The organism is Mesobacillus sp. QJM3NY_10, from assembly GCF_056173465.1.
The window spans coordinates 60,662-74,707 of sequence record NZ_CM149675.1 but is presented as its reverse complement, the minus strand read 5'-3'; the positions used below and the strand labels follow the sequence as shown (position 1 = coordinate 74,707).

13 protein-coding genes are annotated in these 14,046 nt (G+C 43.5%); all 13 read right to left on the bottom strand.

Going from position 1 to position 14,046, the window contains the following annotated elements; all coding sequences use genetic code 11:
- Positions 1-212 precede the first annotated feature (212 nt).
- Positions 213-665 (bottom strand): S1 domain-containing RNA-binding protein, encoded by a 453-nt coding sequence (locus AC0VX7_RS00370; RefSeq protein ID WP_041963897.1) that lies wholly within the window; start codon positions 663-665, stop codon positions 213-215.
- Positions 666-739: 74 nt separating this feature from the next.
- Entirely contained in the window at positions 740-1,138 is a 399-nt protein-coding gene (locus AC0VX7_RS00365) for an FtsB family cell division protein (RefSeq protein ID WP_475426243.1), read from the bottom strand.
- A 21-nt stretch (positions 1,139-1,159) separates the two neighbouring features.
- Positions 1,160-1,795 (bottom strand): spore cortex biosynthesis protein YabQ, encoded by a 636-nt coding sequence (gene yabQ / locus AC0VX7_RS00360; RefSeq protein ID WP_475426242.1) that lies wholly within the window; start codon positions 1,793-1,795, stop codon positions 1,160-1,162.
- On the bottom strand, positions 1,792-2,094 hold the full coding sequence (gene yabP / locus AC0VX7_RS00355) for a sporulation protein YabP (RefSeq protein ID WP_214710346.1): 303 nt from the start codon (positions 2,092-2,094) through the stop codon (positions 1,792-1,794). The genes yabQ and yabP overlap by 4 nt, the downstream gene beginning before the upstream one ends.
- Before the next feature lie 87 nt (positions 2,095-2,181).
- The gene (locus AC0VX7_RS00350) at positions 2,182-2,454 is read right to left on the bottom strand and encodes an RNA-binding S4 domain-containing protein (RefSeq protein WP_215034674.1); all 273 of its coding nucleotides are present in this window, start codon (positions 2,452-2,454) and stop codon (positions 2,182-2,184) included.
- A gap of 220 nt (positions 2,455-2,674) precedes the next feature.
- Positions 2,675-4,138 carry a bifunctional methyltransferase/pyrophosphohydrolase YabN gene (gene yabN / locus AC0VX7_RS00345; RefSeq protein WP_475426241.1) on the bottom strand — a complete coding sequence of 488 codons (1,464 nt, stop codon included), beginning with the start codon at positions 4,136-4,138 and terminating at the stop codon, positions 2,675-2,677.
- A gap of 24 nt (positions 4,139-4,162) precedes the next feature.
- Complete coding sequence (locus AC0VX7_RS00340) at positions 4,163-5,767, bottom strand: putative polysaccharide biosynthesis protein (RefSeq protein WP_475426240.1); 1,605 nt, start codon at positions 5,765-5,767, stop codon at positions 4,163-4,165.
- 264 nt (positions 5,768-6,031) lie between these two features.
- On the bottom strand, positions 6,032-6,568 hold the full coding sequence (gene spoVT, locus AC0VX7_RS00335; RefSeq protein WP_215034722.1) for a stage V sporulation protein T: 537 nt from the start codon (positions 6,566-6,568) through the stop codon (positions 6,032-6,034).
- A gap of 341 nt (positions 6,569-6,909) precedes the next feature.
- Positions 6,910-10,446 carry a transcription-repair coupling factor gene (gene mfd, locus AC0VX7_RS00330; protein ID WP_475426239.1) on the bottom strand — a complete coding sequence of 1,179 codons (3,537 nt, stop codon included), beginning with the start codon at positions 10,444-10,446 and terminating at the stop codon, positions 6,910-6,912.
- Positions 10,447-10,705: 259 nt separating this feature from the next.
- Positions 10,706-10,936, bottom strand: coding sequence for an anti-sigma-F factor Fin family protein (locus AC0VX7_RS00325; protein ID WP_475426238.1), 231 nt, complete (start codon positions 10,934-10,936; stop codon positions 10,706-10,708).
- A gap of 146 nt (positions 10,937-11,082) precedes the next feature.
- On the bottom strand, positions 11,083-11,643 hold the full coding sequence (pth, locus tag AC0VX7_RS00320; protein ID WP_475426237.1) for an aminoacyl-tRNA hydrolase: 561 nt from the start codon (positions 11,641-11,643) through the stop codon (positions 11,083-11,085).
- A gap of 145 nt (positions 11,644-11,788) precedes the next feature.
- Positions 11,789-12,421, bottom strand: a complete 633-nt coding sequence (locus tag AC0VX7_RS00315) for a 50S ribosomal protein L25/general stress protein Ctc (protein ID WP_475426236.1) — start codon at positions 12,419-12,421, stop codon at positions 11,789-11,791.
- A 658-nt stretch (positions 12,422-13,079) separates the two neighbouring features.
- Positions 13,080-14,036 carry a ribose-phosphate diphosphokinase gene (locus AC0VX7_RS00310; RefSeq protein ID WP_041967989.1) on the bottom strand — a complete coding sequence of 319 codons (957 nt, stop codon included), beginning with the start codon at positions 14,034-14,036 and terminating at the stop codon, positions 13,080-13,082.
- Positions 14,037-14,046 lie beyond the last annotated feature (10 nt).

The following is a 14,046-nucleotide window of genomic DNA, read 5'->3' as shown; positions in this document are numbered from 1 at the left end:
AAATAGCTATTTTGTAGTTCGGTATTAAGTGTGCAAGCTCTTTTCTCCTAATAATCTTTAATTTTGTGAAGAAACATAGGCCATTTAATCCTATTTTGTAGTCAATAGCAACAAAGTTTGAGAAAAGAGCCAAACAAAAAGACAAGCCCTTTAAAAGACTTGTCTTGGTATAGCATGATTCCTGCTATTATATATATTCACTTAGCAGCAAGTTACCCTCTTCTAGCTCCTCTTCCGCCGCGCTTAGATTCGGTAGCGCGTTTAAGAGTGGACAGGCGGTCTTCGCTGTCCTTCAAAAATTTCGCCATTTTTGATTCGAAATTTTCCGGACGGGCATTGCGGTTGTCGTTTCCTCTGCCGCCGCCGCCGCGTGGACGCTGTGAGTAAGGTCTTGATTCAGATCTTTCTGGTCTTGCAGGTCGTTCTGGTCTATCAACAGCCTTCTTGATAGATAAACCGATTTTACCGTCTTTTTCAACATTGATAACCTTTACTTCAACCTGGTCGCCCACTTTGAGGTGGTCATTAATGTCTTTTACATAGTTGTCTGCAACCTCACTGATATGAACCAGTCCAGTTGAGCCTCCCGGCAGTTCCACAAACGCCCCGAAATTTGTAATACCTGTTACCTTTCCCTGTAGCTTGCTGCCTACTTCGATTGACATAAAAAAGTTTTGCCTCCTTAAAGATATAAAAAATCAAACTTACATTATATTATACAGAATATCAAAAAAGAGTGTCAATAAGGCGAATCTTGGGAGTCCTTTTTCTCTTTGGGAAGGTTGAAGATGATTTCATTCTTTTCGGACAGGAAATATTCCTTGCGGGCAAGCTTTGCTATGTATTCGTCATCGTTCAATTTGACGATTTCCTCATCCAGAATCTCCTGCTTTTTTTGAAGGCTTGCTAATTTTTGTTCATGCTGTTCCTTTTCTACCTGCTTCTTTTCGAGGGCTGAAGACTGTGAAATGTACGTTGAGATCATCAAATAAGAGATGACCGATGCGAAGAGAGCAAAGACTGCGAGGCGCCTGAAAAGCAGTTTTCGCTTTCTAGATTCTGCAATACCTGCTTTTTCACGCTGCTGTACATATTGATTTTCAATCCTGGCTATGTTCTTTTTCCTGATGACACCCATCCCCGCAGTCCTCCTTATAATTTATTTTTTAAAGTTCTTTATCCATTTTATCGGCTTAGTAGAATAATTCTTTACTATATTTAGAAATCCTGCCAATTTATTATATAACTTCTCGACGCTTTTTTTAACTATTTTCGGCAAAAGTTTCCAAAAAAGTAAGAATATCATCCTAACTGGTTTCCAAATGAAATTGTTTAACAGCCATAGTAAAACGGCAAGAAGCCATTTTGCTAGAGCGTATAGGCCTCTTCCCGTCAAAAGCAAAATTGATAAGGCGGTGGCGGCCAGAAACTGGAGCGGCCTAATCACAAGCATCCTGATCGCCTTCACGATAAACACATACACGTTGATTGTGATGGCAATGGCCCGCTCAAGCAACTTAAGGTACAAATTTTTAAAAAGACTCTGGTACGCTGCAAAGCCGCATAACAATGCCAGGAAGATATAAAAACGCAATTCTCCCATATTCACTGAAAATAAGACATAAAATATCGACAGACCCTGGAACACCCAAAACAAGATGTCATTGATAAAGACAATCCATGACTTTCGTTTTGACCTTTTCAGAAAACGATTATGGGTATCAAGTGAAGCTCCGAATAAGCTGCCCATCCCAATCATGGCGAGCATCGTCAAAAATTGGGTCGACAATGTCATCGGAATAACTTGCTAAAGAAGCCTTTAGCTTTCTCCCCGTGCTGGTCATCAAGATAGACCAGGTCGAAGATTTTCCCCTTGATCGATACAATGCCTTTGTCGACATCCAGATTTTTCATTTGGAGGTTCTGGCCCTTGATCGCAAGGAATCCCATGACAGTCTCTAGTAAAAACTCTTCATTGTCGAAGCTTTCAACTTGCTTTACTCCCGTAATCTCAAGTGTCCGTCTGCCTCTCATCACTAAATCGTGGTCTGGCAAATTACTTTTTGTCTGGTTCGTTTCATAGTATTGGCTCATCATTACCCCTCACAATCATAATGCACTTTTGTACATGTTTATGATTGGATAAGGGAGAATAGAACAAGCCTTCACAGGAAGCTTAGCTTACTCATCATCATCTCCAGGAATTCGCTCTTCCCCAAGGATTGTATACATTTCTGCAGCCTCATCCTTGCGTGAAGTTTCCTGGATCCTTTCGATCTTCACGGAAACAACCTTTTGTCCGAACCGGATCGCCAGCTCATCACCTGCTTTTACATTCGTACTTGCTTTCGCAGGCACACCATTGACTGAAATTCTCCCCTGGTCGGATACTTCCTTCGCCAATGTTCTTCTTTTGATCAATCTTGATACCTTTAAGAATTTATCCAGCCTCATTGTATTTAAACCCCTTTTTCCTTATTGGTTTGATTTACCTGCGCTCTTTTCGTAAAATTTGTTGCTTCCAGACTCAAAGTAAAAACCGACTTCTGGATTTTTGCGATTACTGACGCATTTTCATTTAGGTAGCATCTTCGACAAGAGCCCGAAACCTCTAAGAAGACGGATTACTGTATGTGTTCGAAAAGCAACAATCAATGCGTAAACAGCCTTTTACCTATAAACCTTGTGTTTTCGCTTCCTCCCAGAAAGCATCCAATTCATTCAATGTGTAATCATCGACACTTCGGCCATTCTCTGCTGCTTTTTGTTCGATATAGGCAAAGCGGCGCATGAACTTCCGGTTGGCCTTGTTCAGTGCCTCTTCAGGATTGATGTCATAATGCCTTGCGAAGTTGACGAGCGCGAACAATAGGTCCCCGTATTCCAACTGGATATCTTCCTGAATGCCATTTGTAGTGATTTCTTCGGAAAGCTCTTCGATTTCTTCCTTTACCTTATCAAGGATCGGGGCCACCGTCTTCCAGTCGAACCCTACTTTAGCTGCTTCCTTTTGCAACTCATATGCCTTAAGCAGATTCGGAAGCCCTTTGCCGGCTCCCTCCAGCATCGATTTTACGGCACCGCCCTTTTCCTGCTCCTTGATCTCCTGCCAGTTTTTCAAGACCTCAGCTTCATTTTCAGCTGTTTTGTCCCCGAACACATGAGGATGCCTGCGGACCATTTTTGCAGACAGGCCTTCAATGACATCATCGATGGTAAAATAGCCCTCATCCTCACCTATCTGCGCATGCAGCATGACTTGAAGCAGCACATCCCCCAACTCTTCAATCATATGATCGATATCATCGTTATCAATCGCCTCTAGTAATTCATACGATTCTTCAATCAAATACTTTTTTAATGTTTGATGAGTCTGCTTCTTATCCCAAGGACAGCCATTTGGACCGCGCAGTTCTGATATAATTCCACGCAGCTTCAGAAAATCCTTGTATAAAATTTGCTCATTTTCAACAGGTGGAACATAAACAGATGTCAAATTACTTAGCTCCATCTCCCTGTCGAGTTCATATAATGGAACTTTTTTAATGACTTCCTCACTGCTTCCGGCAGCAGTCACGATGTATACCTCATAATCATCTGGCAATTTTTCCATTAGCGTCAGCTTGACGTCAGATGCAACGAACGCGTCATAGACCTGTCCGATAATTGTGTGGCTCTTTAGCAGTAAATCTTCTTTTGACAGTGCGGTGCCGTCAAGCAGTTGAAAACCTTCGATCGGATCAATCGCCAGTGACTGGAACATGGCATCGAGGAAGCTCTGGCCGCCGCCAATTTCAATTTCTGTATCCCGCTTTGGCCCTCGTTCGAGCAGGAGCTGCACGGTTCGCTCGGCAATCAAAGGATGTCCAGGAACCGCATAGGTTACAGGCGCTTTTTCTGCTTCTGCAAGCAAAATCTCTGTTATCTCTTCATAAACATCCGAAAACTGATCATGTTTTTCATATACGTCATCGAAGGATTGAAACTGCAATCCTTCCTTCTCGAGCTCGGCGACTACCGGATGCTCCTTTGTCCGCAAATACAGGTTTTTCTCCTGCTTCAGCTTTTTATATACACCAAGCGGCAGCTGGTCAAGGTCACCCGCTCCCAGTCCGATGATCAATATTTTATTTGCCATATCCACACTTCCTCCTTCAAGGCTCTATTTAGAGAACAACTGGACAATTCTGCTGCCAAATGGCAAAGTTACTAGTTCTTCTTCAGTCAAAGCCCTGGTTTTTATCAAAATAAAAAAGTAAACAAGTGCTCCCAAGGCCACTGAGCTTAATGCCTGAAATACAGCTCCGAGCCTGTCTGGTTCAATATATCCATATCCGAAATCCGTTATAAATAAAAATAATCGCAAAACGACAGCCATCACTGCCGAGGAAAACAATATTTTCGCTATAAAAACAAGCGATAGAACAGGCTGCCCCAGCTCACGTCTTAGTTTATAAATCAGGATCAACATGACAGCCAGCATCGCAGCAAATGTGGCAATAGCTGCACCCATTGTTCCGGCAATAGGGATGAGCAATAGATTTAATATGTATTTCAATCCAAATCCGGCAAGAATGACCGCCGCCGGAAAAATGGACTTATCAAGCCCCTGTAAAATGCTCATAATCGTCAGGATGACAGAGCCAAATAAAATCATCAGGCTGAGTAGTCCTAGAACATCGGATCCATTTGCATTCTCAAACAGCATGATATTTGCTGGAACGATAATGCTGTATAAGCCAACCGCCGCCGCAGCGCCAAATATCAGGCTTGTCTGAAGAGCAAGCCTGACTTTGGGAAGGACTTTTTCCCGCCGATTACTTGATTTGTCACCAGAAATCGCCGGTACAAGGCTTAATGACATCGAGGTGGCGACAACTGTCCCAAGCTGGATGAGCGGCTGCCCTCGGTCAAAAATGCCTTTGGCCGATTTTGCTTCCTCTGCCGTCAGTCCAGTTGCCAGCAATGAGGCATACATATTCAACGAATCTGCCAACTGAAGCAATATTAACAGCATCCCACTAATGCTGATCGCAAATCCCTGAATGATCAGTGCTTTTACGACCCAGGCTGCGTCCTTAAATAGATCCCTAATATGAAAACGCGTGAAGGGATTAGCCCCTCCATTTTTCAGATAGAAAAAACCGAGAATGAAAACGGAAATGACTCCGCCGGTTATTGACCCGAACACAGCACCGGCACCAGTGATATAAAGAGAGAAGCCTTGCTGTACCAGGACCGCTGACAGGATCAGAATGGTCGCAACACGGATGAATTGTTCAGAAACCTGGGATATCGCAGTCGGAACCATGTTTCCCTTTCCTTGGAAGTATCCCCTGAACACAGAGGTGAACGGGAAGATCAGGAATGGCACGGAGACGACCTTGAATAAAGGCTTTAGTTCAGGGTCACCGATTTTTTCGGCAATCCATCCAGAACCAAAATAGAAAAACAAAAAGAACAGTACTCCAACCATGCTGAGGAAAACAAGTGAAATAGCCAAAAGCCTATCCGCCCTGCCAGTATTCCCTGCAGCCTGCTGCTCCGTATAAAGCTTGGATATCACAACTGGAAATCCATATGTAGATAAAACCATGACAATCCCAAAAAAGGGGTAAACCTGCTGATAAATATAAAAACCAATGTCCCCGACAATATTTTGAAACGGGACACGGTAAACTGCACTTAAAATTTTTGTAACGAGGGCTGCCATAGTCAGGATCATGGCTCCCTTCAACAGTTCCTTTGAATCTGCAACGGGCTTCATCGCCCATCTCCTTCCAATTTTTCATTTTCAACCGTATTATATCACAAGGGTAAAAGCGTCTGCCCCAAGTGTGACATTCAACATCCATTTGTTAGATTGATGTAACACAGAAAAGCACAAGCGCCTTGGTCAGACCCGACAAGCGCTGGAGCTGGACACTATTCTTCCCGGAAGGTGCTTATAGTTCTAAAACACGAAAAGAGGCAGCTTTGTCAGCTGCCCTTTTAGGTAAGATTATAAATCGGTAAAAATCAGGAATCTTGATTATTGCTCCATCTGTCTTGCCAGGAAGCCTGCAGCTGTTTCAACAGCTTTTTGTTCCACGTCACCCAATGATCCTTCTTTAGAGAAGATAATTACTGCCCCGATTGGATCTCCGTTTGCAATGATTGGCCCGATTGTATAAGCAGATACAGGCTCTTCATTTCCCTCAACGAGAGCGATGTTAGACTGCTGGTTCACAAGGGACGAACTACGGTCTTCCATCGTCTTTTCAACAAGTTCACTGATGTTTTTATTCAAGTAGTCCTTCTTGGAACCTCCTGCCAATGCGATATAAGTATCTCTATCGCAAATCAATACCGGGTTGCCTAAGCTATCATACAGTGCTTCTGCATACTCCTTCGCAAAATCGCCTAGCTCACTTATTGGCGAATACTTCTTTAAAATGACTTCACCATCACGGTCCACAAAGATTTCGAGTGGATCTCCTTCACGAATACGAAGTGTTCTTCTAATTTCTTTAGGAATTACGACACGACCTAAATCATCGATTCGACGAACAATACCAGTTGCTTTCATCCAACGTTGCCTCACTTTCATCTGATGATTATTTTTTTAGATAAGGTTGTTTTCGCGTTAACTTTTACTTTATGGAAATAATCATTTGTCGAAAGTTTACGAAATGAGCTTTCGATAATGATACTGCCTTTATTAATCAACCTTACCAAGATTTGAACTTAGTATCTTTCATATGGAAAGTTCTATACACTTCTCATTATTATTTTCTTTGAAGTGATAAAGGTGCCAAAAACGGATAAACCTTCCAGCTAATAATTGCGTACACACAAAAATTACCCTTGTCTATCTTTTTTGAAACACCTTATCATTTTACATTTAGATTACAAATTATTTCCATGTGGTTACGATACTGTATTTTCCTGTTCTTTTTGGGAGTCGTGAAGTCCCTTAATCATCTCAAAAGTGATGTCGAACCAGCGGTCGTTTTTCATGCCTTTCGTGTGGACAACCATTTTCAGTTTGTTGCCATCCATTCCGAGTCCGACTGCATTCCTATATTGGCTGCTTAGCTTGAACACCTTCTGTCCATCAATTCTGCTGCTTCCTTCCTCTGTTAAAAGAATCGTTACATCCTGCTTAGCCTGTTTAACTGTTTCCACACCTGCAGTGATTGCATACACCTTAAGTTCCGCTACCTTAAATAGGGTGTCCACCTCTGCAGGGTAATCCCCGAACCTGTCGGTAATTTCCTCTTTCAATTCATCGATATCCTTCAATGTCTCTATACCACGGAAACGCTTATACATCTCGATTTTCTGGTGTCCATCAGAGATGTAGCTATCAGGTATATATGCATCAAGTTCAAGATCAATTTCAATCGAAGGCTTGCGCACTTGATCCTTTTCAGGCTTTCGCTCCTCAATTGCTTCCTTGAGCATCTGTGAATACAGATCAAAACCGACGGAGTCGATAAAGCCATGCTGCTGGGCACCGAGCAAATTACCAGCACCACGGATTGACAGGTCGCGCATCGCGATTTTAAAACCAGAGCCCAGCTCGGTGAATTCTTTTATTGCCTGCAGGCGTTTTTCCGCCACCTCAGTCAGAATCTTATCTTTTCGGTATGTGAAGTAGGCGTAGGCCACCCTGTTTGAGCGTCCAACCCGTCCCCTTAGCTGATAAAGCTGGGAAAGACCCATTTTATCTGCATCGTAAACAATCAGTGTATTTACATTCGGAATATCCACACCTGTCTCAATGATTGTCGTGCTGACCAGGACATCATATTCTCCTTCAAGGAAACCAAGCATGACAGATTCCAGTTCATTTTCGCTCATGCGGCCGTGTGCAAAAGTGACACGTGCATCAGGCACAAGCATGGAAATCTCTTCAGCCTTCCGTTCGATATCCTCAACACGGTTATATAGGAAGTATACTTGTCCGTCCCTGGCAAGCTCTCGTTCAATCGACTCGCGGACAAGTCCCCCGTTGTATTCCATGACATATGTCTGGACAGGAAACCGGTTTTCAGGCGGCGTTTCGATGACTGATAAATCCCTTACGCCTAGCATCGACATGTGCAGCGTTCTTGGAATTGGCGTCGCCGTCAAAGTCAGGACATCTACATTTGTCTTAAGCTGCTTGATTTTTTCCTTATGCGTTACTCCAAAGCGTTGTTCTTCATCGATGATCAGCAAGCCAAGGTCAATGTAGGTAATTTCCTTTGATAGCAGCCTGTGGGTCCCAACGACAATATCAACACTTCCAGCTTTCAGTCCCTTGATTGTCTCCGTTTGCTGCTTGCGGGTACGGAACCTGCTCAACAAACCAATGTTAATCGGGAAGTCCTGAAACCTTTCCCTTAGGGTCTCATAGTGCTGCTGCGCAAGGATGGTCGTTGGCACAAGGAAGGCTACCTGCTTTCCATCAGCAATCGCCTTGAAGGCAGCCCTGATTGCCACCTCTGTTTTGCCATAGCCGACATCCCCGCACAGCAGGCGGTCCATCGGGCGCTCACGTTCCATATCAAGCTTGATTTCATGGATTGAACGAACCTGGTCTTCAGTTTCCTGATATGGGAATGAAGATTCAAAGTCGCGCTGCATCTCGCCATCAGGAGAGAAAGCGTGCCCAATGCTTGCCTCACGCTCTGCGTAAAGCTTGATCAGATCGTCTGCAATATCCTGGACAGAGGACTGAACCTTGCTCTTGACCCGTTTCCAATCGCTGCCGCCGAGCTTATACACCTTAGGTTCTTTACCTTCTGAGCCGACGTATTTTTGGACCAGGTCAATCTGCTCGACCGGGACGTAAAGCTTATCCGTTCCCTGGTAGCAGATATGGAGATAATCCTTATGGACGCCATTGATCACGAGCGTTTCGATGCCCAAGTATTTCCCGATCCCGTGGTTTACATGGACGACATAATCGCCAATCTTAAGCTCAGAATAACTTTTGATCCGCTCTGCATTCGACAGCTTTTGTCTTCTCGCAGGCTTCTTTGTTTTTTTATTGAAGAGTTCCTCTTCCGTAATCACGGCGATCTTCTGGATTGGGAATTCAAAGCCCGTATTCAGGCTGCCCTGGATAATCTGAACTTTTCCCGGCAGCAATTCCTGCTTGCTGTTCATTTTTACTGCATCGATTTCATAGTCTTCAAGAACACGCTCGAGCTTTTTGACTCTTTCGGCGTCCGGACCAAGGAAAATAACCGCATAGTTTCCTTTGCGCCAGCGGTCGACTTCGCCTTTAAGCACATGCATCTGACCATGGAAATTCTGCATCTGCTTGCATGAAATATTGATGATGTTTTGCGGACTCGTGTTTGGAACATGCCTTAAAAATAAAGATAGATACACAATTGGCTTTCCGGCTTTACTCATCAAGTCAGGCAGCTGGTGTGAAATCTTCAGGTCATGGATGATCTGCCCTTCACCGAGGAGACTCGTATACCATTCCGCTTCTTCCTTGCTAAGAGACTCATTCATCTCCTGAACCCTGCTTATTTCATCGACGAACAGGAAACCATTAGACGGCAAGTAATCTATTAAACTTTGAGGTTTTTCATACGCTATGGACAAGTACTTGAAAACTTGATCTGGTTTTTGACCATTGCGGAGCTGTTCCAATTCATAGCCAATGTTTTGCGACATCAAAGTCTTCGCTTTATCATCCTTAAGCTTCTTCAAACTGCCCGAGAGCCCTTTTTCAAGCCCCGCGATCAGACGATCCAGCTGTTCATTCTCGATTGGGTTTTCTGTCGCCGGCCCAATTGCTACTGTCTTCATTTTTTCCTTCGAACGCTGGTCCTCAAGAGAGAAAGTCCTGATTGAGTCAACCTCAGCATCAAACAGCTCAATCCTGATTGGATCTGCCGATGTCAGCGGATAAATGTCGATAATCCCGCCGCGAAGGCTGAATTCACCAGGAGCGGAAACCATTTCCGCCCTAACATAGCCCATGCTGACAAACCGGTTAAGAACCGATTCGAGATCAATCTCTTCACCAAGCTTGAATGTCATCTGGAATTTCGACCATAGATCCTTTGGCGGCAGCAGCTTCCTAAGGCCAGCCATCGGGACAATCACAATACCTGTCTTCTTTTTGCTCCAATGATTCAGAGCTTCTATCCTCTGTGCCTTCAGCTCAGGGCTTGAAATACTTATTTCAGCGGCAATCAATTCATTTGCCGGGTAAAGATAAACATCATTTTCCCCTATTAAATTAACAAGATCATCATATAGTTTTTGCGCTTGCAATAAATTATGTGTGACGATCAGGACGGGGCGCTTCGTCTGTTCGTAAATCGCGGCTAAAAAGACCGTCCTCGCCGAACCAGACAGGCCTGCGACAAGCTGTTCCCTAAGCCCCGCATCCATTCCGGATATAACAGATTGGACATCATCCTGATGACTAAATAGAGCTTTCAGCCCCTGCATCCAAACCTCTCCCTCTCTATAAAAAAATGCTAATCTTTACTTTTAAAAGGCTCTTTTCTCAAACTTTGTTGCTATTGTTTACAAAATTAAAAATTATTAAGAGAAAAGAGCTTGCACACTTAATACCGAACTACAAAATAGATTTTTTCACGTTAAAATCGGCTTTAGGATTTTAACAACAATCTTTACGAGAACAACCTTTAATAATGATGGCCAAATACAAACAGAAAAATGCTTTGGATGAGGAATCCAAAGCTTGTCAGTGAATTAGGTAGTCATGCTGGTGGAAGTCTGGGTTGCGTTCCAGGGCTTCTTGACAGTCTTCACAGATCGATTTTATATTGATGTCACCATTTCCTGCGTAAGAAACCATCTCCTGGCGCTCTTCCTCGGTCAGCTTATGCAGCCCTAAACTTTCACTGTGGACAGACAAACTGTCCAGTGAGCCCATCTTCGTGCCGCAATGACGGCAATGATAGTGTATAGCCATGCCCGTCCCTCCCAAATTAAGTCATTATCATTATTGACCCTTTGGCAGGAACTTATGCACTTAGCCTATTGTATGATTCTTTTTTTACATTATATTACTTGATCAAAAGATTGGCATGTTTATTTCGCCATCTTTAATAAAATCTTCTATTGATTAAAGGTATTCATAACTTCTAAGAAAGGCTTCTTCATCCATTCTTCACAAGCATCGGCAGACTTCATTACAGCTTCAGCCATCTGTTCGTTTTCTTCCGCTGTAAAACGTCCAAGAACCCAATCCGTAATCGCCATTCCGTTTGTAGGGCGGCTGATACCTACCCTGATTCGCTTGAATTCCTGTGTTCCAGTATGGGCAATCGTCGACTTAATGCCATTATGGCCGCCAGCGCTGCCTTTTTGGCGCAATCGGATTCTGCCCGTCGGCATATCGAGGTCATCATAGATTACGACTAAATCCTCCAGGTCCATATCATAAAAATCCATAACGGCCCTTATTGATTCACCAGAAAGGTTCATATAGGTTAAAGGTTTAAGCAGGATAACCTTTTCCCCACCAACAAATCCCTTTCCATATAAGCCTTTATGCTTTGCCTGATCCAATGGAATATTCCACCGTTTTGATAACTCATCAATGACTTCAAACCCGATATTGTGCCTTGTTTTATCATATTGCCTTCCTGGATTCCCAAGTCCAACAAATAACTTCACTTTCCACACCCCTAAACAAACGCATATCATCTCATTCAATCGCTAATTCCCCTTGATTCAGGGAAAACCAGAAAGAATTTCTATTTCTAATGTACACGAAAACTGCAAAAGACGTAACCCTTTTCAGGCTACGTCTACTGCTGCTTTATTCTTCGCTCGCTTCAGTTTCTCTTCCTTCTTCATTTTCAGGCTCTCCTGGTTCTTGTTCTTCTCCAGAATTGATTTCTTCTTCCACTTTCGGAGGAAGGATTGAAACGACGACCGTGCTTTCGTCATCATTAATTTCGTAACTTCCTGTTTTGATATCAGCAAGTGTCAGGTTCTCATTAACTTGCAGGTTTGTGATATCTACATCAATTGACTCAGGGATATTGCCTGGAGTCGATGTAATGTTCACTTCATGGATCGGCTGCTGAAGTACGCCGCCATCTTTGACACCTGCAGCATCGCCAACGAGGTTTACTCGGACGCTTGCATGTACCTTCGAGCTTTTATCGACAACAAGGAAATCAGCATGGAGAATCTCATTCTTGATGTGGTCTTCCTGGTAATCCGTCAGCATGACGCTATGCTGGCTTCCGCCCACATCAAGAGAAATGACGCCATTTCGCCCATTTTCGCGAATAGTCTTCACAAACTCGATGCTGTCTACATAAATCGACTTACTATCAGTAGTCCTTCCATAGACAACTGCTGGAATATTGCCCTCCTGGCGTAATTTCCTCAAAGTAGAACGTTGAGTACCTGTGCGCTCATTTGCTTTCAATACTGCACTCATAGTTTTGTCCCCTTCCTATTTCGTAAGTACTTGTCTATATAAAAAATGCCCCAAAACAGGAAGGTCTAAACGTTTTACTTTTTTTAGAGGCTCTATTAAACATGGCTGTTGAGTTTCATTCCAGGCACTTTCGCTCTCCGCGGAAAATTGCTATAGGTTCTTGACAGCTTTGACCCTGTATCCTTGAAACTTGTCACAATAATGAGCTTTTCTTGACAGCTTTGATCCCGTATCCTCAAAACCTGTCACAATAACCAGCTTTTCTTGACAGCTTTGACCCTGTTTCCTTGAAACCTGTCACAATAATGAGCTTTTCTTGACAGCTTTGATCCCGTATCCTTGAAACCTGTCACAATAATGAGCTTTTCTTGACAGCTCTGACCCTGTTTCCTTGAAACCTGTCACGATAATGAGCTTTTCTTGACAGCTTTGATCCCGTATCCTTGAAACCTGTCACAATAACAAGCTTTTCTTGACAGCTTTGGCCCTGTTTCCTTGAAACCTGTCACAATAACCAGCTTTTCTTGACAGCCTCAGCCTCTTCTACGGTAAGGCATGAAAAAAGCGCAAGCGCCTTGGTCAGCCTAGCTCGTATATAAAAGCAATCAGAAACAGGAGTAGGCTTGCCTAATGGCAAGCCTGTTATTCCATATTAAAATCAATCAAAAAGTGTGCTGACAGATTGCTCTTCGTGGACGCGGATAATCGCTTCCCCAATCAATGGAGCAACAGACAGTAGATGGATCTTGTCTACGCGCTTTTCTTCCGCAAGCGCGATTGAGTTTGTCACAACCAGTTCTTTAATCTTGGAGTTTTCGATACGCTCAATTGCAGGACCTGATAATACAGGGTGTGTACAACATGCGTATACTTCGAGTGCCCCATTTTCAACTAACGCATTCGCAGCCAATGTAATCGTACCTGCAGTGTCAATAATATCGTCAATCAAAATAGCAACCTTACCTTCAATATTCCCAACGATGTTCATAACTTCAGCAACATTCGGCTTAGGACGACGCTTATCGATGATCGCAATCGGTGCTTTCAATCTTTCGGCCATCTTTCTTGCACGTGTAACTCCGCCATGGTCTGGAGATACGATGACAACATCACCGTTCAGTTCTTTGCTCTTGAAGTGGTCAGCAAGGATTGGCACTCCCATCAAGTGGTCGATTGGAATATCAAAGAATCCCTGGATTTGCGGAGCGTGAAGGTCAAGCGTGATCACGCGAGTTGCGCCAGCTGTCTCGAGCAGGTTCGCCACAAGCTTAGCCGTGATTGGCTCACGCGCGCGTGCTTTACGGTCCTGACGTGCATAACCGTAATAAGGCATAACAATATTGATTGTTTTAGCTGATGCACGCTTTAATGCATCAATCATGATCAGCAATTCCATGATGTTCTCATTTACTGGAGAGCTAGTTGACTGGATGACATATACATCGCAGCCACGGATGCTTTCTTCAATGTTGATCTGGATTTCTCCGTCGCTGAACTGGGATACAGAGCATTTACCTAGCTCTACCCCAATTACCTTCGCGATTTCCTGGGCAAGTTCAACATTTGAGTTAAGTGAAAAAACCTTCAAATTTGGGTCAAGATACTGGTTTGACATTATGGACCTC

What these genes read in the sequence shown, in the direction of transcription:
- AC0VX7_RS00370 (WP_041963897.1), bottom strand. Translation starts at nt 665, where the DNA reads ATGTCAATCGAAGTAGGCAGCAAGCTACAGGGAAAGGTAACAGGTATT.
- AC0VX7_RS00365 (WP_475426243.1), bottom strand. Translation starts at nt 1,138, where the DNA reads ATGGGTGTCATCAGGAAAAAGAACATAGCCAGGATTGAAAATCAATAT.
- yabQ (WP_475426242.1), bottom strand. Translation starts at nt 1,795, where the DNA reads ATGACATTGTCGACCCAATTTTTGACGATGCTCGCCATGATTGGGATG.
- yabP (WP_214710346.1), bottom strand. Translation starts at nt 2,094, where the DNA reads ATGAGCCAATACTATGAAACGAACCAGACAAAAAGTAATTTGCCAGAC.
- AC0VX7_RS00350 (WP_215034674.1), bottom strand. Translation starts at nt 2,454, where the DNA reads ATGAGGCTGGATAAATTCTTAAAGGTATCAAGATTGATCAAAAGAAGA.
- yabN (WP_475426241.1), bottom strand. Translation starts at nt 4,138, where the DNA reads ATGGCAAATAAAATATTGATCATCGGACTGGGAGCGGGTGACCTTGAC.
- AC0VX7_RS00340 (WP_475426240.1), bottom strand. Translation starts at nt 5,767, where the DNA reads ATGAAGCCCGTTGCAGATTCAAAGGAACTGTTGAAGGGAGCCATGATC.
- spoVT (WP_215034722.1), bottom strand. Translation starts at nt 6,568, where the DNA reads ATGAAAGCAACTGGTATTGTTCGTCGAATCGATGATTTAGGTCGTGTC.
- mfd (WP_475426239.1), bottom strand. Translation starts at nt 10,446, where the DNA reads ATGCAGGGGCTGAAAGCTCTATTTAGTCATCAGGATGATGTCCAATCT.
- AC0VX7_RS00325 (WP_475426238.1), bottom strand. Translation starts at nt 10,936, where the DNA reads ATGGCTATACACTATCATTGCCGTCATTGCGGCACGAAGATGGGCTCA.
- AC0VX7_RS00315 (WP_475426236.1), bottom strand. Translation starts at nt 12,421, where the DNA reads ATGAGTGCAGTATTGAAAGCAAATGAGCGCACAGGTACTCAACGTTCT.
- AC0VX7_RS00310 (WP_041967989.1), bottom strand. Translation starts at nt 14,036, where the DNA reads ATGTCAAACCAGTATCTTGACCCAAATTTGAAGGTTTTTTCACTTAAC.